Below are 21,083 nucleotides of genomic sequence, written 5' to 3'. Positions count from 1 at the left end.
ACCCTAAACACTCAGGACGAGAACAATCTAAACAGTTTTTTGAAAGAAGAATCTAGTGACTATTTATTCCATTTATCTCAGCAGGAACCTAAACTCAAAAAAATAATTGATGATTATTTACTCGTTACCGGAGCTGCGGATGGTGATGTTCACAAAAACAGATATGCCTTGGAAGTTTCCATGCAAATGATAAATACTGCAATTAACAATTTTTTTGAAGCCGAAAAAGAGAAATTACAGCAATCGTATCCTTGCTACTTCGAGAAATTCAGAACTGATGGTGTTGAATACGATATTTACATTGGTCAGTCCATCTCTCCGGATAAAATCTTTAATCATTTTCACCTCAAAAATCTTAGGCTATGGCAACTTTCATCTATGGCTAATGTAGTTAGAATGACTCATGCTTTATTGCCAGCTATGCCAACCAAGCTTTATACTACTCAGTTGTTATTTGTCCATAACCATACAATCGACATTAGTTTTAGAGCTGATGAGCGAAAATTTGATGTAGAAGGCGCATACAATATCAGGTATCAGATGATAAAAAAACGAATCGACAAAGTTCACATCAGAGGTAGCAGTGAGCGTTTAACACAGCCTGATAAGATAGCGTTGATCTATTTTAATAAGAGAGATATTGATGATTATCTTCCTTTTATTACTTATTTACAGGAAACTGGAGTGCTGGATCAAGACCTGGAAGAACTTGATTTAGAGGACCTACAAGGGTTAAGCGGACTAAAAGCTTTAAGGATTGGCGTTATACATCCGAAAAAGACAAACGACATTTAGCCATAGATATGTCAAATACTTTCAAAAGTAATTACTTTTGAAAATTAGTATATACTTTTGACTAAATTAACTATTTAGTCAAAACTTATGAAAAGTATTCTACCTCTCTTTGGTCTTTTATTGCTGCTAAGTGCCTGCGGTGATACACAAAAAATGCAACTAAGGGCACCAGAGCCTCAGGTTGCTGAAGCAAAAACAGATAGCACTGCAGTTATAGCTACAGACACTACTAGAACGGATTCTGCCAAAACTCTTGCAAAGAAGTAGTATTGAGGTAAAATTTACCCCATCAATTCTTTCATAAGTTTATCAAAGTCAGCTTTCATTATTGCAAGCTCCTCTTCTACTTTTGCCAGCCGCTGTTCCAAATCACTTGCAGGTCTGCTGTAATTATCGTCTATCGAATCATCTTGTGTTAGATCGGGGGTTCCGCTCAACAAATGCACATAACGCATTTCCTTTTGCCCGGCACGCTTAGGTAACTGCAAAACATAAGGCATTTCCGGATCTGAGAGTCTTTCAAGTACAGCCTGCACATCGTCCAGCGATTCAAACTCATATAACCTGCCCGAATTCGTATTTAATTCACCAGGTGTTTGTGCACCTCTTAGCATTAACAAACAAATAATAGCTACTTCCTGAGGCGTTACAGGGAAAACAATAGCAAAATTATGTTTGTACTTAACGCTCCTGCTGGAACCACCTGTTGCAGTTGAAATTAAACTCTTTCTTTTTAAAGTATCAAGAGCCAATATTACCGTCTGCTCATCGTATTGTACAACCGGCTTACGCGAAGTTTTTTGATTACAAGCAGCCGTAATTGCATTGATGGTCATTGGATAATACTCAGGCGTAGTCTTGGATTTCTCCATTAATACACCTAAAACACGAAGTTCTTCGGCATTTAAAACCGGCAGGGTCTGTGGTGAATCCATTAATTCTTAAGAATTAGATAAAATAAGATAGATCCTGTTTAATTCATCTTTAGTAAAATTGGTATTCTCAAGGCAYTTTAATGAATCAGCAAGCTGCTCAGGTTTACTTGCGCCTACCAATACAGAAGTAATTCTTTCGTCGCGTAAAATCCACGACAGCGCCATATGAGCCAATTTTTGTCCTCTTTCCTGAGCTATTGCATTCAGTTTATTAAGCTGAGCTAATTTTTCGTCAGTAATTTGATCGCGTTGTAAAAATCCGTGAGACTTTGCTGCTCTCGAATCCTCAGGAATACCCTTTAGATACTTATCGGTAAGCATCCCTTGGGCCAATGGAGAAAATGGGATACAGCCAACACCCTCATTACCTAAAAGGTCTAATAAACCGTCCTCTATCCAACGCTCATACATAGAGTATTTTGGCTGATGGATAATGCATGGGGTACCCAGTTCTTTTAAAATTTGGATGGCACGCGCGGCCTCTTCCGGCTTATAATTAGATATACCTACGTATAATGCCTTACCCTGACGAACGATCAGATCTAATGCTGTCATAGTTTCTTCAAGCGGAGTCTCGGGATCCGGACGATGGTGATAAAAAATATCAACATAATCTAGCTCCATTCTTTTTAAACTCTGATCTAAACTTGACACCAGGTACTTTTTAGAGCCCCAATCGCCATAAGGTCCATCCCACATAGTATAACCAGCTTTACTTGAAATGATCATTTCATCTCTGTAACCGGCAAAATCTCTCTTTAATAGCTTACCAAAATTCTCTTCGGCTGAACCTGGAGGCGGACCGTAGTTATTAGCAAGATCGAAGTGAGTAATACCACTATCAAAAGCGAGTTTTAATATGTTACTGCAATTTTCCAATTGATCTACATGACCAAAATTATGCCATAGGCCTAATGAAATTGCTGGAAGTTTTAACCCACTGTTACCGCAGCGGCGGTATTGCATTTGAGTATATCGGCTGGAACTGGGTGTATATGGCATATAATAGATAAAATATTCAGTAGCGGCAAAAACCGCTACTGATATTTAAATAAATTAATACTTATTTAGCGTTTTTTTTCTCTGTAACTTCAGCACGAATTTCTTGAGCAAGAACTTTTAAATCTTGCATAGCTTTACGTACTCTTGTTCCAGCTGCATTGTTGCCAGAATTGTAAAATTTCTCAGCATCAGCCTCAACAGAAGCTAACAATTCTTTAACTTTTGAAAATTTTTCCATGTTTTGATTTTTTAATTTATAAGCCAAATATATATTATTTTGGAAATAAACGCGCATAACTTCACTTCTATTGCACTTTTTGTACCCGAACTCTTTTTTTTTAAAACCTTTTATAAGTTCACAGGTTATTTTCTAAAGCGAACTAAACAAATGATTATGCCATGGTTGAACTTATACATGTTGTTGAGGATGACGAAGATATCCGTTTTATAGTTGAATACGTATTGGTAGAAGCCGGTTATGAGGTTGTGACTTCTGGGACTGCAAAAGATTTTTATGAAAAAGTAGCTGTCCAACATCCTGAATTGATACTTTTAGACGTAAAATTGCCCGATGGTAATGGTATAAATATTTGCAGAAACTTAAAAACCGATAAAAAAACGAGCCATATTGCAATTATAATTATGTCGGCACATGCTGCCGAAAGAGCGGTTTTAGAAGAAGCCTGCGCCAATGGATTTATCAGCAAACCCTTTGATTTGGATGACATGCTCAACTCCGTAAAGAGGGTATTAAATGGTCATGATGATTATCAACAAAAACAAACGAGAAAAAATTCCAATAATTAAGGAAAAAATTCCTATATTTGTTTTGCACTAGATAAAAGCATTATGGCAAACACTCCAAAACCATACAAAACAAAGTCAAAAGTATCTGTTGTTTCAGAAAGCGCAGTTATTGCGTCTTACCAATCGTTATATGGCAACCCAATAAGTGTTCTTACCAATTCTAAAAATGGGTTATCAGCAAAAGCCGCCATTGATTTTCTTAATCTTTCGGGTTTCACCAAAGAAGAATTTCAGGATACTTTTAAAACAAATGTAAAAACTATACAAAATTACGTTTCGAATTCATCAAAGCTAGATGCCGCTTTAAGTGAAAAGCTTTTAAAATCTTTTTCTCTTTTTGATAAAGGCATCGAAATTTTTGGATCTGCAAAACTTTTTCATCAGTGGCTAAACACTCCTTCATATGGTCTTGGCAACCAAACCCCTTTCGATCTTATGGATACCATTACCGGTATTACCCTAATTGAAGAAGAACTGATAAGGATTGAATATGGTGATTTAGCTTAATTATGCATGTATTTCGTATAGCATTAGCTAAATATGCCACCAAGTTGTTTGCTTCGGGCAGAGCCGCACGCTGGAATCCTAACGATGTAGAAGTAATATACAGCGCAGGCTCGCGCTCACTGGCTTGCCTGGAAAATGTTGTCCACAGAAATCAAATAGGATTAAACCAATCTTTTCAGGTAATGACTATAGAAATCCCCGACGACATAAGAATCGTCCCTGTAGATATTAAAAAATTACCAGGTAATTGGATTGAATACCACAATATACCATTAACTCAAAAAATTGGGGAAGACTGGATCAACGAGGGCAAATCTGCCATTTTAAAAGTCCCCTCTTCTATCATTATAGCAGAATACAATTACCTGATAAATCCCAACCATCCGGATTTTAAATCGATAAAATTATTAAAATCGGAACCTTTTGTTTTTGACAGAAGAATAAAAAGCTAATTACGTATCCATTGCTAGGGCATCACCAGAGCATTACTAGGGCCTTAAGTCCAGTCAACGCCCTAGTAATGCCCTAGTAAGGCCCTACCAAGGCCCTAGCAACCTATTCCTCGACGTAGCGCACTTTCATCATTACGCCAGGGCTTTCGGTAAGTAAACTCCAGATCATTTTTTATTGTAAAAACCGATTTTCTTTTGAAATGAGGAAAAAGGTGGCGACATTAGCAAGCAATGAATTACCAAAAGAACATACAAAAAGCTATTATTGGCGCCTACAACAGGCATCAGCTACATGCGTATGCGCTTTTCAAAAGGTTTTTTAGAGAAAACTATCCTTTCGGTTTTAGTTTTCAAACCACCAGCAAGGACTTTATTAATTAAGCCCCGTATCATTTCGATTTTCTTTTTTCGATGCGGGGGTTAAAAGCACCTGATAAAAATCTGCTTTTTCTCATTCTTCATTTCAATTTTAATGCCTTTTCAGCAAAAGCCTGAATCGCGTATTCAATTTTTTTAAAAAATATAATAAAATATTAATTCACAACATATTCACGATCATGGAAACTAAATCATTGTCATTATCAAAAAGCGACTTTAAATTATTAAAGGAACATCTGGAAAAATCAAATATGAGCGCTTATAACAAAGAAAAATTAAGCAACGAATTAAAAGAAGCCACCATATATTCGGAAGAGGAACTTCCTTCTGATGTGGTGTGTTTAAAATCTGAAGCCCGTATAGCGAATACCAAAACCGGTAAAGAATTTACCTTTAAACTTGTAATGCCCGAAGAAGCAAACATTAAGGTTCAAAAGGTATCTGTTTTCGCTCCCATCGGAATTGCACTATTTGGCTATAGAACAAACGACATTATTACCTGGGAAATGCCAGATGGTTTACAGGAATTCAAAATACTATCGGTAAACAGGATGTAACCCACTTACCTCCTGCCTGCCATTGTTATCATCCGATGAGATAGGTCTTTTCCAAGGTATCTGTCTATAATCCCATGAACAACGTACAATATGGGAGTCATTAAAATGGCTACCACGAACTTATAGGTGTAATTTACCAGGCCTATTGCGGCAACCATTTGCCAGCTCCAGTGGTATTGGGGGTTAAGATAAAAAGCAATAAAGATAACCACAAAACTATCAATGCATTGCGAAACTAATGTTGAACCGGTGGCACGTAACCATAAGGCCTTGTCGCCGGTAACTTTCTTAATTTTATGAAAAATAAGCACATCAGCAATCTGGCCTACAAGGAAAGCAACAATAGAGCCCACAATGATCCACATACCCTGCCCAAATATACCGGCAAACGCATTGTTCATATTTAGTGATTCGCCATTAATGGTTTGTGTAACCCAAAAATCGGAAGGCTTTAACTGCATAGCTCCACCTACAACAATAAAGGCATATGCTATTAAAATGGCCGTTAGAATAGATAAATAACGAACTTGTCGCACTCCAAAATACTCATTTATAATATCAGTCATGATAAATATAATGGGCCAGGTTAACACACCGGCCGACATATTATAGGAAAGATTGGGTACTCCCAGTAAATTAATATTGAACTTTTCGATACCAAGCGTACCTTCAACTGTAAATATCTTTACACCAATAAACTCCGAGAGTATGGCGTTCGCGACAAAGAAGCTCCCTAAAATAAGCAGTAACCTGCTCTCTTTTGTTTTAAAAGTCATAGCAGGTTGAAATTATTAAATAATTCTGATATAACAGGATAAATATTATTTCTATTTTCGCTTAAACATGATATCAATACACTCCAAATTACCCACAGTTGGCACCACTATTTTTACGGTGATGTCTAAACTTGCTGAAGAACATAATGCGATAAACCTATCACAAGGATTTCCAGATTATGACTGTGATCCTAAACTGGTAGATTTTGTAGCTGATGCAATGAAGAAGGGCTTTAATCAGTATGCTCCTATGCCCGGATTACAATCGCTTAGGGAACTTATTGCAGAAAAGGCAAATACGCTTTATGATGCTGATTATAACCCGGATACTGAAGTTACGGTTACCGCAGGTGGAACACAGGCTATTTTTACGGCACTATCTTCGTGCATTACTGCTGGTGACGAAGTAATTATTTTTGAGCCGGCTTACGACTCCTATGCCCCTGCAATTAAATTATTGGGCGGACTGGTAAAGCCTTACGAAATGGTGCCACCGGATTATGAGATCGACTGGGAAATGGTAAAGAAACTATTTACTGTGAATACCAAAATGATCATTTTAAATAGTCCCCATAACCCTACTGGCAGTATTTTAACGGAAAAGGACATCAAAGCGCTTATTAAACTCACTAAGAATACAGATATACTTATTCTTAGTGATGAGGTGTATGAGCATATCATATTTGATGGTATAAAACATCATAGCCTGGCTTTATATCCCGAATTAAGAGACAGAAGTTTTATTGCAGCATCATTTGGCAAATTACTACACACAACAGGATGGAAACTCGGCTACTGCCTTGCTCCTGCCAACTTAATGAAGGAATTTCGTAAAGTACACCAGTTCAACGTTTTTAGTGTAAACACGCCAATGCAGGTAGGTGTAGCTAATTACCTTAAAGACCCTGAAACATATAACGGATTACCCGAATTTTTCCAGGAAAAGCGGGATTTCTTCCGTTCATTACTTGGCGAAACTAAATTTAAATTATTACCTTGTCATGGTTCTTATTTTCAATGTGTTAGCTATGCTCACTTGAATGACGAGAAAGATACGGATATGGCCCAAAAGCTTGTCAGGGAAAATGGAGTAGCGAGCATACCTGTTTCGGCCTTCTACATTAGAAAAACAGATCATAAAGTATTACGCTTTTGTTTTGCTAAAAAGCACGAAACATTAGAAAAAGCCGTTGAAGGACTAATGAAGTTATAATTTACATCCCTTTAAATTAGAATAATGGATCAACCAAATAACCTGAATATTAGCAATCTCAAAATTACAATTTATCAGGCCTATCTGTTTTGGGAAAACATAGATAAAAACTTACAGAACCTTGCCCTTAGATTATCAATGGGGATAAAAGAGAAAACAGATCTGATCATACTTCCAGAGATGTTCAACACAGGTTTTAGCATGAATGCTGCTTCACTTGCCGAAGAAATGAACGGAAAAACAATGCAGTGGATGGCCCAGACAGCCGATAAATACGATTGCGTTGTTACCGGAAGTTTAATTATAAAAGAAAACGATAAATATTTTAACCGCTTAATATGGATGTTGCCGGATGGTAGTTTCAGCCATTATGATAAACGTCACCTCTTCGGTTTAGGTGATGAAGATAAAACTTACACGCCTGGCCACGACAAAGTGATTGTAGACTTAAAAGGCTGGAAAATACGTTTAGCCATCTGCTACGACCTTCGTTTCCCTGTATGGCTGCGCAATCAGAACGCAGAATATGATATACTATTATTAATTGCAAGCTGGCCTGATAAAAGATCGAGCCATTGGAATGCACTTATACCTGCCCGTGCCATCGAAAATCAAAGTTATGTGATTGCTGCAAACAGGGTTGGTCATGATGGAAAAGAAGTTTATCACAGTGGTCATTCTCAATGTATTGACCCAATGGGAAAAACTGTTTATTACAAACCTGAAGATGAAGATCTATACACCTTTAGCATAGGTTACGATGACTTGGTTAAAACCCGCCATAGTTTTCCTTTTCTAAGAGATGCTGATAATTTTAAAATTATTTAGTTACTTTAAACCTAAAATGTTTAATCGTAGAAAATTCATAAAAACAACTGCAATATCGGCTTCGCTTCTTGCTGTTAATAAAAGTAGTATAGCCGAAATAATTCCGGCTAAATCAACCTCAATTGATGTTAAACCTATCGTAATCTCTACCTGGGATTTTGGAATTGCTGCTAATCAGGCAGCATGGAAAGTACTGTCTTCGGGCGGCAGAGCGCTAGATGCAGTTGAACAAGGTGTTCACGTGCCAGAAGCTGACCCAAAGAACCAATCTGTAGGCTATGGTGGCTTGCCAGACAGAGACGGGCACGTTACACTTGATGCCTGTATTATGGACGAACAGGGTAATTGTGGTTCTGTAGCAGGCCTGGAACATATTATGCACCCAATTTCTGTTGCCAGATTGGTAATGGAAAAAACACCACATGTAATGCTTGTTGGCGATGGTGCACTTCAGTTTGCTTTAGAAAACGGTTTTAAAAAGGAAAATTTACTTACCAAAGAAAGTGAAAAGGCCTGGAAAGAATGGCTTAAAACCGCAAAATATGCCCCGGTAATGAATATTGAGAACAAGCTCTATCAAAAAGCTGCTCCTACTAAATTGCCAGGCAATCAATACAATCACGACACTATTGGCATGCTGGCCATTGATGCAAAAGGAAATATTTCCGGTGCATGTACAACCAGCGGAATGGCTTATAAACTACATGGCCGTGTAGGCGACAGCCCAATAATTGGCGCTGGCTTATATGTGGATAATGAAGTTGGTGGTGCTACCTCTACCGGTGTTGGCGAAGAAGTGATCCGTAACGTTGGAAGCTTTCTGGTAGTAGAACTAATGCGCCAGGGCTATTCGCCCGAAGACGCCTGCAAAGAGGCTGTAATGAGAATCATTAAAAAGAAACCTGAAATTGCAAAGGTGATACAGGTGGGCTTTCTTGCCATCAATAAAAAAGGAGAATATGGCGCTTATGCTATTCAGAAAGGCTTTAGTTACGCCGTTTGCACTGAACAGAAAGATGACCTTTTAATTCCCGGAAAAAGTTATTATTAATATTAAGTATCATGGTAAATATGGAGGTTTGCGCCAATTCTGTAAGATCTGCTCTTGCAGCTCAGGAAGGTGGTGTTATGCAACGATCGCTTTGGCGAAAAAAATGCTTTCTATAAAGGTATATCCTATTATACGGCCACGCGGAGGTGATTTTCTATACTCTGATTTGGAGTTTGATCTAATGAAAGAGGATATAAAAATCTGCAAATCGTTAAATTGTGATGGAGTAGTTATAGGTATCTTAAAAGCTGATGGCAGTGTAGACAAAGAAAGATGCGCAGCGCTTATTGCTGCAGCTAAACCTATGCCCGTAACGTTTCACAGAGCCTTTGACATGACTAATGACCTGGAAAAGGCTTTAGAGGATATTATTGAACTTGGCTGTGAGCGAATTCTTACTTCGGGAGGAGAATCTTCTGCGCTTAAAGGAGCAGGTGTAATTGCAAAGCTAATTAAACAGGCTCAGGGAAGGATCATCATTATGCCGGGTGCCGGTGTTTCTATAAGTAATATTACTGATATCATTAAATTAACAGGCGCCAAAGAGTTTCATGCCTCTGCAAGGCATGCCGTAAAGAGCAAAATGCAGTTCAGAAACCCAAGATTGAGTATGGGAAGCATAGCTGATGAATTTAGTTACGATCTTACTGATAGTGAGACTGTAAAAAATTTAATCGGGCTTGCCAACAAACCTGCATAATAATCCGCTCAAAATCTTATCTTTGCGCCACTGATGAAGCATATACGTAATTTTTGCATAATTGCACATATTGACCACGGGAAAAGCACCTTGGCTGACCGTTTATTAGAATACACTGAGACGATTACTCAACGCGAATCGCAGGCCCAGTTATTGGATAACATGGACCTTGAACGTGAGCGAGGCATAACTATTAAAAGTCATGCCATACAAATGAATTATAAGGTTGGTGAAATTGAATACAATTTTAACCTGATTGATACTCCCGGACACGTAGATTTTTCTTACGAAGTTTCRCGTTCTATCGCAGCTTGCGAAGGCGCCTTACTTATTGTTGATGCATCTCAGGGGATTCAGGCACAAACCATTTCGAACTTATATTTGGCTTTAGAGCACGATCTTGAAATTATCCCGATCTTAAATAAAATGGATTTACCTGGGGCAATGCCTGAGGAAGTAAAAGATCAGATTATTGACCTGATTGGCTGTAAACGTGAAGAGATTATCCCTGCATCAGGCAAAACGGGCTTGGGAATTCCTGATATTATTCAGGCCATTGTAGACCGTGYTCCTGCTCCGGTTGGTGATCCTGACGCGCCTTTACAGGCATTGATTTTCGACTCTGTATTTAATCCTTTCAGGGGAATTATCGCTTACTATAAAGTAGTAAACGGCCAGATTAAAAAAGGTGATAAGGTAAAATTCATAAACACAGGCAAACAATACTTAGCAGACGAAGTTGGTATCCTGAAACTGGATATGTCGCCACGCAGTGTTGTTAAGACCGGTGATGTAGGTTATATTATTTCGGGGATCAAAGAAGCCCGTGAAGTAAAAGTTGGTGATACGATAACCACTGTTGACAGACCATCGTTAGAATCAATTCAAGGTTTTGAAGAGGTTAAGCCAATGGTTTTCGCCGGAATTTATCCGGTTGATACCGATGAGTTTGAAGAATTGCGTGAGGCAATGCACAAGTTGCAGCTTAACGATGCTTCTATTGTGTTTGAACCTGAAAGTTCTGCGGCTTTAGGCTTCGGTTTCCGTTGCGGTTTCTTAGGAATGCTGCACATGGAAATTATCCAGGAACGTTTAGAGCGTGAATTTGACATGACGGTTATAACAACCGTACCCAACGTATCATATATCGCGCACACTACTAAAGGCGAAGAAGTTACCGTAAACAATCCTTCTGATTTACCAGATCCAAGTAAATTGGATTCTGTAGAAGAACCTTATATCAAAGCAAATATTATTACCAAGGCCGAATTTGTGGGTCCGGTAATGTCACTTTGTATTCAGAAAAGAGGGATTATTGTAAATCAATCTTACCTGACATCAGATCGTGTGGAGCTTGTTTTTGAAATGCCTATGGGAGAGATCGTTTTTGACTTTTATGATAAACTGAAAACAATTTCTAAAGGTTATGCTTCGTTTGACTACCATCAAGTTGGTTACCGCAAGTCGGACCTGGTAAGACTAGACATGCTGCTAAATGATGAGCCTGTTGATGCTTTGTCTTCGTTGATTCACCGTAGCAATGCTTACGATTTTGGAAAGAAAATTTGTGAGAAACTGAGAGAATTAATCCCTCGTCAACAATTCGAGATTAAGATACAGGCGTCTATTGGTGCAAAAGTGATTGCCCGTGAAACGCTTAGCGCTTTACGTAAAGACGTTACCGCTAAATGTTATGGCGGTGATATTTCCCGTAAACGTAAGTTATTGGAAAAACAGAAACAAGGTAAGAAACGTATGCGTCAGGTAGGAAATGTGGAAATTCCACAAACTGCATTTATGGCGGTATTGAAATTAGATTAACTTTTAAATTAGTATTTAGTAGGTAGTATTTAGTACTTAGACTGGATTCAGCTTGAATAAACAACTAGTCTAAGTACTAAATACTACCTACTAAATACTATAAACTAAACACCAGGATGAAATTACTTGACGGAAAATTTGTATCAGAGAAAATAAAACAGGAAATAGCAGTTGAAGCTGCAGATTTTTTAGCAGAGAGTGGCAGAAAGCCTCACCTGGTAGCCATACTTGTTGGTAATGATGGCGGAAGTGAGACTTATGTTGCCAGCAAAATGAAAAACTGCGAAAAAGTTGGCTTCCAGTCTTCACTGATCAGATATGATGCTACCGTTACCGAGGAAGAACTGTTGCAAAAAGTTAAAGAAATTAACGAGGACGCCGGTGTTGACGGTTTAATTGTTCAACTTCCACTTCCTAAACATATTGATCCTGAAAAGGTAACTGAGGCTATCGATCATCGTAAGGATGTAGATGGTTTTCATCCAATCAATTTAGGACGCATGATGCGTAATTTACCTTGCTTTATTCCTGCTACTCCTTACGGTATTATGCTGATGTTGCAATCTTATCAAATAGATACGGTTGGTAAACATTGCGTAGTTGTTGGTAGAAGTAACATTGTTGGTAGCCCAATGAGTATTCTTATGGCCCGCAATGCAAATCCTGGTAACTGTACAGTGAGCCTTACCCATAGCAGAACTGCTAACTTAAAAGAAATGTGTTTGCAGGGTGATATCATTATTGCTGCTATTGGCAAAAAGAACTTCATTACCGCTGACATGGTTAAGCCTGGTGCTATCGTTATTGATGTGGGTATGAACAGAGAAACTTCTACTACTACCAAATCGGGATACAAACTTTATGGAGATGTAGATTTTGAAAATGTTGCACCGAAAGCTTCATGGATAACGCCTGTTCCGGGTGGTGTTGGATTAATGACCATTGTTGGTTTATTAAAGAACACACTTGCATCAGCTAAAAAAGAAATTTACCGCTAAGTAAATTTCTATGCTCTAGTCTTCTGTAATCGTCATCTCGAACATAGTGAGAGATCTCTTGGTTAGGCCAATTCAAGAGATCTCTCACTATGTTCGAGATGACGATCCTACTCCTATTTTCCAAAAAGTTTTTTAATCCAGCTTTCTTTAAAGCCTACATAAACCCCGTCAGATCTTGTTTCTAGCGGGTAAATATCTATATAATCGCCCTGTCCCTCTGCTCCTCTTCCGTTTTCAAGGTTGTACTCCCAACGATGAATAGGACAAATGAGATGCCCGTTTTTACACCATCCGCCACTTAAAATACCGCCGGCATGTGGGCAGGTGTTTTGTACTACAAAAAGTTTTTGTTGATGCTTTACCAGACAGAGCTTTTTACCATCAACATTGATCTGCTTTACAAATTCCTCCTCCGGTATTTCTGTCTCTATTTTATGCCACTTCAAAATTGAACTCTAATTAAATTTCAAACAACTTCTTCACAGATAGGTCATTTATATTCGCTCAATATACATATAATCTAATTTCCCCCGGATATTTATTTAACTTTGCAACCTTATATATGGCACATCAAATACCAGCAGACGGCACGCTACTTCCATTGATGGAAGAGTTTTACACTATACAGGGAGAAGGATTTAATACAGGTAAAGCAGCTTATTTTATTCGTTTAGGCGGTTGTGATGTTGGTTGTCACTGGTGTGATGTAAAGGAAAGCTGGGATGCTGAACTACATCCGCTTACGTTATCTGATGATATTGTTGCTAAAGCCGATACTTTTCCGGGTAAAGCTGTTGTAATTACCGGTGGTGAGCCTTTGATATATAACCTCGATTACCTTACTCAAAAGCTTCGTGAGCGAAAAATATTAACCTTTATTGAAACCTCTGGTGCTTACCCGCTTTCTGGAGAATGGGATTGGATTTGCTTGTCGCCAAAGAAGTTTAAAGCCCCAAGGCCCGATATTACACCTTTTGCAAACGAATTAAAGGTTATTGTGTTCAATAAAAGTGATTTTGAATGGGCAGAGAAATATGCTGAAACAGTTTCCGAAAACTGTAAACTTTACCTACAGCCTGAGTGGTCAAGATCAAAGGAGATTACCCCATTGATTATTGATTATGTAATGGCTAATCCGAAATGGGAAATTTCTTTACAGACACATAAATTTTTAAATATTCCATAGGTTTTCTATCTATTTCGCTATATTTAATATTATCGTTAATATAAGCGTCAATGAAGAAAACGTTACTCCTGTTCTTCTTACTCTTTGTTGTTGTACATGCTGGTGCCCAAACTACCAATATAAAGAAGGCGCAGACCAATTTTGATAAAGCTCAGAATTATTTAAAGCAAGATAATTATGACCTTGCAGTTTCTGCTTTATTAGAAACTGTAAAAGAAGATCCGTCTTTTCAGTTTGCCTTTATACAACTTGGCGATATCAATCGCAGAACAAAGAACTTTGATGCAGCTAAAACAGCATATCTGAATGCTTTAAATCTTGGAGCCGATAAAGCTGATCCCCGTTTGTATTATGGTTTAGCTGAATCGGAGTTAAATACAGGCAACTATTTGAATGCTTTAAAACACATTGAACTCTTTATTAAAAACTACAAAGGCAACGATAAAGATTTCATTAATAAAGCCAATAAATACCTTAAAGATTGTGAGTTTGCCGTTTTAGCAATAAAATCCCCACAGAAATACGAGCCGGTTAACCTTGGAAAAGAGATAAATTCAAGCTATAGAGACTACTTTCCTTCCATTACTGCAGATGGAGAAAAACTAATTTTTAGCAGAAACATAGATGGAAACGAAGACTTCTTTATTTCTTCCAAAATTAATAAAGAATGGACAACCCCTACTCCACTGAGTGATAAAATTAACACTTCAAAATTTAATGAGGGCGCTCAATCCATCTCGCCTGACGGGCTTTATTTGTTTTTTACTGGATGCAACAGACCTGATGGCTTAGGCAGATGCGACATTTATGTTAGTCATAAAGAAGGGAATAACTGGGGCGAACCTTTTAATCTCGGTGCCCCTTTAAACTCGCCTTTTTGGGATTCGCAACTGGGGCGTCCCTCAGAATCTTGGACCCGAAATAAACACGCCATATGATGAGCATACTCCATTTATACATCCAGACGGAAAAACGCTTTATTTTTCGTCTGACGGCTGGCCCGGATTAGGAAATAAGGACGTTTTTTTAAGCAGATTAGACGATGCCGGGCATTGGGGCAAACCAGAAAACCTAGGTTATCCTATTAATACATTTAATGAAGAAACCGGCTTAATAGTAACTCCTGATGGCACAGAAGGTTTGTTTTCTTCAAATTTAAAAAGAGGATTTGGCGACATGGATATTTACCAGTTCAAAATGCCAGAAAATAAAAAACCACTCCCCATTACTTATGTAAAAGGCATTGTAAAGGATAAAGAAACAGGTGCATTTGTAGAAGCAAAGGTTCAGGTAGTGAACCTAAAAAATGGAAAAACTGAATATAACGATTATACTTCTAAAGAAACCGGAGATTTCCTTGCCGTAATGCCAATTGGAGGAAACTATGCCTTTAACGCTAGCTCCGATGGTTATTTGTTTTATTCTGAAAACTATGAATTGAATAGTTCCTATACTAACAAACCCTTTCTGCTGAAGATTTTGCTGGAAAAACTAAAGGTAGGTACCAATGTAATATTGAAAAACATATTCTTTAACACCAACCAGTATAGTTTGCTACCCGCATCAGTTACCGAATTAACTACACTTGTAGATCTTTTAAATAACAATGCCAATATTAGCATTGAAATACAGGGACATACTGATGATGTTGGAAATGTAAAGGACAACGAAAAACTCTCTATGCAGCGTGCCAAAGCGGTTTATGATTACCTTTTAGAACATAAAATAGCGGCTGAGCGCTTAACTTACAAAGGGTACGGTGAATCGAAACCTATTACATCCAATAGCACTGAAGAAAATAGAAAGCTGAACAGGAGGACTTCTTTTGTTATCAGTAAGCTTTAACAGAAAAAAGCGATTAAATAATCGCTTTTCTTACTCTAATTAGTTTAACCAAAAGGTCTTCGAGCAAATCGAGATGCAGCATATTAGCACCATCTGATTTTGCATTTGCCGGATCAGGATGTGTTTCAATAAACAAACCATCAGCTCCCACCGCAATTGCAGCTTTAGCAATTGTTTCTATTAATGCCGGTTTACCTCCGGTTACACCACTGCTTTGATTTGGCTGCTGTAATGAATGCGTACAGTCCATAACAACAGGTACTCCAAAAGATTGCATTTCGGGCAAACCACGGTAATCTACAATAAGGTCCTGGTAGCCAAAAGTATTGCCTCTATCTGTAAGGATCACTTTATTATTTCCCGCCTCTACTATTTTTTCTACAGCAAATTTCATTGATCCGGCGGATAGAAACTGTCCTTTTTTAACGTTTACAACCTTATTTGTTTTGGCAGCTGCGATTAACAAGTCGGTTTGTCTGCATAAAAAAGCTGGAATCTGCAACACATCAACGTAAGCAGCAGCCATAGCTGCCTCATCATTTTCATGAATATCCGTTACCGTTGGTACACCAAAGGTTTTACTTACTTTCTCTAATATTTTAAGTGCTTTTTCATCACCAATTCCAGTAAAAGAATCACCTTTAGAGCGGTTAGCTTTGCGGTATGAACCCTTAAAAATATATGGTATTTGTAGTTTATCCGTTATTGCAACTATCTTTTCGGCTATACGCATGGCTATTTCTTCGCCTTCTATGGCACAAGGCCCTGCCATTAAAAAGAAATTACCTGATTCCTGATTTTTGAAATTATCTAAAGGGAAATTGATCATTGTTGTTTTTTATTGTTAGTTACCTAGTTCTGACATGAATTTAATACGCATCAGCTGTATTTCTTCACGAGAATAATCTGATTCTCCAAGTTCTCTTAATGCTTCATCAATTGAATCATTTTCTGCTGATTGGAAATAATCAAATACTTCATCCTGGCGGTCTTCATCTATCACTTCATCTACAAAGTAGCTAAGATTTAGCTTGGTGCCAGAGTTTACAATTGCTTCTACTTCTTTTAGAATATCATCGTATGTGATACCCTTCGATTTTGCAATATCTTCAAGGCCAATTTTTCTGTCTATATTCTGAATAATCGATACTTTAAGCTGTGATTTATTGGCCTGTGTTTTAATAATCAGATCAATAGGACGCTCGATATCATTATCCTCTACATATTTTTTGATAAGCTCAAGAAAAGATCCTCCAAATTTAAGCGCTTTTCCATGACCAACTCCCGAGATTTGCTTTAGCTCGTCCATCGAAATTGGGTAATGTGTGCACATCTCTTCAAGAGACGGATCTTGAAACACTACAAAAGGAGGTACATTCTTTTGTTTAGCTATTTTCTTTCTCAGATCTTTCAGCAACTGCAGTAACTGAGCATCTACCGCTCCGCTGCCATGCTTAACATCATCTTCGTCATCATCAGCTGCACTTTCAATTGGCTCATTTAGGACAAACTTAAGTGCATATGGATTTTCAATAAAGCTTAATCCGCCGTTGGTTAACCCAAGTAAACCGTAATTGTCTATGTCTTTAGATAAGAAATTATTTAATACCGCTTGCCTGATAAGTGATTTCCAATGATTCTCTCCCTCAACAACTCCTAAACCAAATTCAGGAAGCTTACTGTGTTCATAAGCAATTGTCTGAGCAGTTTCATTACCTAAAATAACGCTTAGGATGTGGGCATCATCAAACTTCTCTCCTATTTTTTTAATCAGCTTTAACAGAACCATCAAAGATTCTTCTGCTTCGAATAGTTTTTTCGGTTTCTTACAGTTATCACACATGCAATTACAACCGGTCTCATTAAAGTTCTCTCCAAAGTAATGAAGGATCTGCTTTCTTCGGCATACGCCGGATTCAGCATAATCAATAACCTCCTTTAATATCTGAGTACCTATTTCGCGTTCAGATACCGGTTTATCTTTCATAAACTTGGCCAGCTTGTCTACATCCTTTTGAGCGTAGAAAGCAATACAAATTCCCTCTCCTCCATCGCGTCCGGCCCTCCCAGTCTCCTGGTAATAACCTTCCATACTTTTAGGGATATCATGGTGAATTACAAAACGCACATCCGGTTTATCGATTCCCATACCAAAGGCGATAGTGGCTACAATAACCTCTACATCCTCCATAAGGAATCTATCCTGAGTATCGGCTCTAACCTTTGGTTCTAAGCCTGCATGATATGGTAGGGCTTTAATGCCGTTCAGATTTAGGGTTTCTGCAACCTCTTCAACCTTTTTACGGCTAAGGCAATAAATAATCCCCGATTTACCGGTATTGTATTTTATGTACCTGATGATTTCTTTAATGACATCCCTCTTGGGCCTGATCTCATAAAATAAGTTGGGCCTGTTAAATGATGATTTAAACAAGGTCGCATCAGACATTTGAAGATTCTTGATGATATCCTGCTGAACCTTAGGTGTTGCAGTTGCAGTTAAGGCTATAATTGGAATATCTTCGCCCAGACCTTGTATCACTTGCCTGATTTTCCTGTATTCAGGTCTAAAATCATGGCCCCACTCGGAAATACAGTGGGCTTCATCAACCGCCACAAAAGAAATCTTAATCAATTTTAAGAAATCTATATTGTCTTGCTTAGAAAGTGATTCGGGAGCAACATATAACAATTTTGTTTGTCCGCTTAATAAATCACTTTTAACTTGAGTAATTTCGGTTTTATTTAAAGAAGAATTTAAAAAGTGCGCTATACTATCACTTCCTCCAAATGCCCTTAGTTGATCTACCTGATTTTTCATCAGTGCAATTAATGGCGATATCACTATAGCAGTTCCTTCTTCCATCAAAGCTGGCAACTGGTAGCAAATGGACTTCCCCCCACCTGTAGGCATTATAACAAACGTATTTCTTTTTTCAAGAATATTGGTGATGATAGACTCCTGATCACCTTTAAAATTATCAAAACCAAAAAAGGTTTGTAAGTTGTCAAACAACGACTTTTTCACATCCATTTCGTGTATAAAATATTCAGTGCTATTTTTACTTCAAAATAACATAATTTTGCACAAATTCAAAGCATCAATATACTAAATAATTCTGTTTGAAAAGTAAAAAATCTATTATCGACGACGCTGTTAGCACTTTACAGTTAGAAGCTCAGGCTATTTTAGGCTTAATTGAAAACATAAATGACGATTTTGTTAAGATTATTGACCTAATTATTGAAAGTGAGGGTCGTGTAATTGTAACCGGAATTGGAAAAAGCGCCATTATTGCGCAAAAGATTGTAGCAACTTTTAATTCAACTGGTACTCCGGCCATATTTATGCATGCAGCAGATGCTGTGCATGGAGACCTCGGAATGATCCAAAAAAACGACATTGTAATCTGTATTTCCAAGAGTGGAAATACTCCTGAAATAAAGGTGTTGACACCATTACTTAAACAAGCCGGCAACATTATGATTGGTATGGTTGGTCAGTTAAATTCTGATTTGGCTTTGCAGGCCGATTTTATATTGAACACCTTTGTTGAAAAAGAAGCATGCCCGCATAACCTGGCCCCTACTACCAGTACCACTGCCCAGCTAGCTATGGGCGATGCTTTGGCTATTGCTTTGTTAAACGCACGCAATTTTAATGAAGGCGATTTTGCCCGCTTCCATCCAGGTGGAGCACTAGGTAAAAAACTTTATTTAAAAGCCGGAGATATTGCCCTGAAGAACGAGAAACCCACTATTCATCCTTCGGCATCAGTTAAAGATGTCATAATCGAAATTAGTCAAAACCGTTTGGGTGCTGTTGTTGTTATTGAAAGCAATGTTATTTTGGGGATAATTACTGATGGAGATATTCGTAGAATGCTGGAAAAACATTCTAATTTAGCCGATATTAAAGCGAGCGACTTAATGAACCCCAATCCAAAAAAAGTAGACAAAGAGGTTTTAGCAATGACTGCTTTGGATATGATAAAAGAAAACAACATTACGCAACTACTGGTTACCGACAATGGAACCTATTTTGGCATGATACATTTTCACGACCTTTTACAGGAAGGTATAATTTAAAGAGACTGTAATATCAGATATGAATAATAATAATTACGCCTTAATAATGGCTGGCGGCGTTGGAAGCCGTTTTTGGCCAGTGAGCAGAACAGAATATCCTAAACAGTTTATTGATTTTTTTGGTGTTGGAAAAACACTTATACAGAGTACTTACGATCGTTTTTTAAAGATTTGTCCTCCAGAAAATATATTTGTAGTAACTAACGAGATATATACTCATATCATAAAAGAGCAGCTACCTGATTTGAATGAGAATCAAATTCTGGCAGAACCTATAATGAGAAATACAGCTCCTTGTGTTTCTTATGGATCGATGAAAATTGCTCAGATTAACCCAGATGCAACTATCGTAGTAGCACCTTCTGACCATACCATTACCAATCAGGATGCTTTTATCGCGGCAATTGAGCAATCCTTAAAAGCGGCATCTGAAAATGATTGTCTGATCACTTTAGGCATAAAACCCAGCAGACCTGATACAGGCTATGGTTATATACAATACACCGAGAGTTCATTAAAAACTGATGAGCAAATCCACAAAGTAAAAATCTTTACTGAAAAGCCTAATTTAGATTTGGCCAAATCTTTTGTACAAAGCGGCGACTTCTTATGGAATGCCGGGATTTTTATATGGTCTGCAAAATCAATTAACAATGCTTTCTCTAAGCATTTACCTGATATGTACGAGATATTTCATCAGGGAAATGATTTATATAATACAGCTAGCGAAGTCGAATTTATTGGAAATGCATATTTACAGTGTACTAATATTTCTATTGACTTCGGGATTATGGAAAAGGCAGATAATGTTTATGTATTACCTGCTGATTTTGGCTGGTCGGATCTTGGAACCTGGGCCTCTATCTATGATATTGCTGAGCATGATTATGTTGGCAATGCAGTAATTCCTTCAGAAAAGGTAATGATGTTTAACTCATCGAACTGCATGGTAAATGTACCAAAGAACAAATTGGTGATTTTGCAGGATTTACATGATTACATCGTTGTAGAATCAAACAATACACTATTAATTTGCCCTAGATCATCTGAACAAAGCATAAAACAAATTGTTGCTGATGTAAAATCGAAATTCGGCACAAAATATATTTAACCCCATTTAATTATCTTTTAACACATCCGGAT

The 21,083-nt window shown here is 37.8% G+C and carries 23 protein-coding genes and 1 pseudogene; 17 read left to right on the top strand and 7 right to left on the bottom strand.

Annotation, left to right across the window (positions count from 1 at the left end):
- A pseudogene (locus AC1DDX_RS16480) lies at nucleotides 1–795 on the top strand (GAF domain-containing protein); the annotation flags it as partial.
- 87 nt (nucleotides 796–882) lie between these two features.
- Complete coding sequence (locus AC1DDX_RS16475) at nucleotides 883–1,062, top strand: hypothetical protein (RefSeq protein ID WP_172663161.1); 180 nt, start codon at nucleotides 883–885, stop codon at nucleotides 1,060–1,062.
- 14 nt (nucleotides 1,063–1,076) lie between these two features.
- Here the strand turns inward: AC1DDX_RS16475 and AC1DDX_RS16470 are convergent, their stop codons facing one another.
- The 3 genes from AC1DDX_RS16470 to AC1DDX_RS16460 form a co-directional block, all read right to left on the bottom strand.
- Nucleotides 1,077–1,730 carry a YceH family protein gene (locus AC1DDX_RS16470; RefSeq protein WP_172663162.1) on the bottom strand — a complete coding sequence of 218 codons (654 nt, stop codon included), beginning with the start codon at nucleotides 1,728–1,730 and terminating at the stop codon, nucleotides 1,077–1,079.
- Nucleotides 1,731–1,736: 6 nt separating this feature from the next.
- Nucleotides 1,737–2,732, bottom strand: a complete 996-nt coding sequence (mgrA, locus tag AC1DDX_RS16465) for an L-glyceraldehyde 3-phosphate reductase (RefSeq protein ID WP_288883337.1) — start codon at nucleotides 2,730–2,732, stop codon at nucleotides 1,737–1,739.
- 61 nt (nucleotides 2,733–2,793) lie between these two features.
- Nucleotides 2,794–2,970, bottom strand: a complete 177-nt coding sequence (locus tag AC1DDX_RS16460) for a hypothetical protein (RefSeq protein ID WP_048905246.1) — start codon at nucleotides 2,968–2,970, stop codon at nucleotides 2,794–2,796.
- 161 nt (nucleotides 2,971–3,131) lie between these two features.
- Between AC1DDX_RS16460 and AC1DDX_RS16455 the strand changes: the two genes are divergently transcribed.
- From AC1DDX_RS16455 to AC1DDX_RS16440, 4 genes are all read left to right on the top strand, one after another.
- The gene (locus AC1DDX_RS16455) at nucleotides 3,132–3,539 is read left to right on the top strand and encodes a response regulator transcription factor (RefSeq protein WP_337714824.1); all 408 of its coding nucleotides are present in this window, start codon (nucleotides 3,132–3,134) and stop codon (nucleotides 3,537–3,539) included.
- 42 nt (nucleotides 3,540–3,581) lie between these two features.
- Nucleotides 3,582–4,046 carry a type II RES/Xre toxin-antitoxin system antitoxin gene (parS, locus tag AC1DDX_RS16450; protein ID WP_172663165.1) on the top strand — a complete coding sequence of 155 codons (465 nt, stop codon included), beginning with the start codon at nucleotides 3,582–3,584 and terminating at the stop codon, nucleotides 4,044–4,046.
- A gap of 2 nt (nucleotides 4,047–4,048) precedes the next feature.
- Entirely contained in the window at nucleotides 4,049–4,498 is a 450-nt protein-coding gene (locus tag AC1DDX_RS16445; protein ID WP_172663166.1) for an RES family NAD+ phosphorylase, read from the top strand.
- Between the two features lie 557 nt (nucleotides 4,499–5,055).
- Complete coding sequence (locus AC1DDX_RS16440; RefSeq protein ID WP_172663167.1) at nucleotides 5,056–5,433, top strand: GreA/GreB family elongation factor; 378 nt, start codon at nucleotides 5,056–5,058, stop codon at nucleotides 5,431–5,433.
- 5 nt (nucleotides 5,434–5,438) lie between these two features.
- Here the strand turns inward: AC1DDX_RS16440 and AC1DDX_RS16435 are convergent, their stop codons facing one another.
- Entirely contained in the window at nucleotides 5,439–6,209 is a 771-nt protein-coding gene (locus AC1DDX_RS16435) for a queuosine precursor transporter (RefSeq protein ID WP_172663168.1), read from the bottom strand.
- A 67-nt stretch (nucleotides 6,210–6,276) separates the two neighbouring features.
- Between AC1DDX_RS16435 and AC1DDX_RS16430 the strand changes: the two genes are divergently transcribed.
- From AC1DDX_RS16430 to AC1DDX_RS16405, 6 genes are all read left to right on the top strand, one after another.
- Nucleotides 6,277–7,422, top strand: a complete 1,146-nt coding sequence (locus tag AC1DDX_RS16430; protein ID WP_288883333.1) for a methionine aminotransferase — start codon at nucleotides 6,277–6,279, stop codon at nucleotides 7,420–7,422.
- A 24-nt stretch (nucleotides 7,423–7,446) separates the two neighbouring features.
- Nucleotides 7,447–8,250: a nitrilase family protein gene (locus AC1DDX_RS16425; protein ID WP_172663170.1), complete on the top strand. Its 804-nt coding sequence runs from the start codon at nucleotides 7,447–7,449 to the stop codon at nucleotides 8,248–8,250.
- 16 nt (nucleotides 8,251–8,266) lie between these two features.
- Nucleotides 8,267–9,301 carry a glycosylasparaginase gene (locus AC1DDX_RS16420; protein ID WP_172663171.1) on the top strand — a complete coding sequence of 345 codons (1,035 nt, stop codon included), beginning with the start codon at nucleotides 8,267–8,269 and terminating at the stop codon, nucleotides 9,299–9,301.
- Nucleotides 9,302–9,404: 103 nt separating this feature from the next.
- Nucleotides 9,405–10,001, top strand: a complete 597-nt coding sequence (locus AC1DDX_RS16415; RefSeq protein ID WP_477622280.1) for a copper homeostasis protein CutC — start codon at nucleotides 9,405–9,407, stop codon at nucleotides 9,999–10,001.
- 33 nt (nucleotides 10,002–10,034) lie between these two features.
- Nucleotides 10,035–11,822, top strand: a complete 1,788-nt coding sequence (gene lepA / locus AC1DDX_RS16410) for a translation elongation factor 4 (RefSeq protein ID WP_477622279.1) — start codon at nucleotides 10,035–10,037, stop codon at nucleotides 11,820–11,822.
- Between the two features lie 116 nt (nucleotides 11,823–11,938).
- Entirely contained in the window at nucleotides 11,939–12,820 is an 882-nt protein-coding gene (locus AC1DDX_RS16405) for a bifunctional 5,10-methylenetetrahydrofolate dehydrogenase/5,10-methenyltetrahydrofolate cyclohydrolase (RefSeq protein ID WP_288883330.1), read from the top strand.
- Nucleotides 12,821–12,933: 113 nt separating this feature from the next.
- Here AC1DDX_RS16405 and AC1DDX_RS16400 read toward each other — a convergent pair whose 3' ends face one another.
- A complete protein-coding gene (locus AC1DDX_RS16400) occupies nucleotides 12,934–13,266 on the bottom strand; it encodes a Rieske (2Fe-2S) protein (RefSeq protein ID WP_216854490.1) in 333 nt (110 codons plus the stop codon).
- Between the two features lie 116 nt (nucleotides 13,267–13,382).
- On the opposite strand from AC1DDX_RS16400, the gene AC1DDX_RS16395 reads away from it, so the two are divergent.
- The 3 genes from AC1DDX_RS16395 to AC1DDX_RS16385 all read left to right on the top strand — a co-directional run bounded on the left by AC1DDX_RS16395 (nucleotide 13,383) and on the right by AC1DDX_RS16385 (nucleotide 15,851).
- Nucleotides 13,383–14,006, top strand: a complete 624-nt coding sequence (locus AC1DDX_RS16395) for a 7-carboxy-7-deazaguanine synthase QueE (protein ID WP_172663174.1) — start codon at nucleotides 13,383–13,385, stop codon at nucleotides 14,004–14,006.
- A gap of 50 nt (nucleotides 14,007–14,056) precedes the next feature.
- A complete protein-coding gene (locus tag AC1DDX_RS16390; RefSeq protein WP_477622278.1) occupies nucleotides 14,057–14,944 on the top strand; it encodes a tetratricopeptide repeat protein in 888 nt (295 codons plus the stop codon).
- 259 nt (nucleotides 14,945–15,203) lie between these two features.
- The gene (locus AC1DDX_RS16385) at nucleotides 15,204–15,851 is read left to right on the top strand and encodes an OmpA family protein (protein WP_448634079.1); all 648 of its coding nucleotides are present in this window, start codon (nucleotides 15,204–15,206) and stop codon (nucleotides 15,849–15,851) included.
- 13 nt (nucleotides 15,852–15,864) lie between these two features.
- Here AC1DDX_RS16385 and kdsA read toward each other — a convergent pair whose 3' ends face one another.
- Nucleotides 15,865–16,680, bottom strand: a complete 816-nt coding sequence (gene kdsA, locus AC1DDX_RS16380) for a 3-deoxy-8-phosphooctulonate synthase (RefSeq protein WP_288883327.1) — start codon at nucleotides 16,678–16,680, stop codon at nucleotides 15,865–15,867.
- Nucleotides 16,681–16,695: 15 nt separating this feature from the next.
- On the bottom strand, nucleotides 16,696–18,885 hold the full coding sequence (gene recQ, locus AC1DDX_RS16375; protein WP_172663177.1) for a DNA helicase RecQ: 2,190 nt from the start codon (nucleotides 18,883–18,885) through the stop codon (nucleotides 16,696–16,698).
- 89 nt (nucleotides 18,886–18,974) lie between these two features.
- Here recQ and AC1DDX_RS16370 point away from each other — a divergent pair, with 89 nt between their 5' ends.
- The gene (locus AC1DDX_RS16370; RefSeq protein ID WP_172663178.1) at nucleotides 18,975–19,940 is read left to right on the top strand and encodes a KpsF/GutQ family sugar-phosphate isomerase; all 966 of its coding nucleotides are present in this window, start codon (nucleotides 18,975–18,977) and stop codon (nucleotides 19,938–19,940) included.
- A 19-nt stretch (nucleotides 19,941–19,959) separates the two neighbouring features.
- On the top strand, nucleotides 19,960–21,051 hold the full coding sequence (locus tag AC1DDX_RS16365; RefSeq protein ID WP_172663179.1) for a mannose-1-phosphate guanylyltransferase: 1,092 nt from the start codon (nucleotides 19,960–19,962) through the stop codon (nucleotides 21,049–21,051).
- The last annotated feature ends 32 nt before the right edge of the window (nucleotides 21,052–21,083 follow it).

It is taken from the genome of Pedobacter sp. 10L46_2, from assembly GCF_056395165.1.
The sequence above is the reverse complement of the archived record's forward strand: the minus strand, read 5'-3'. Positions and strand labels throughout refer to the sequence as shown.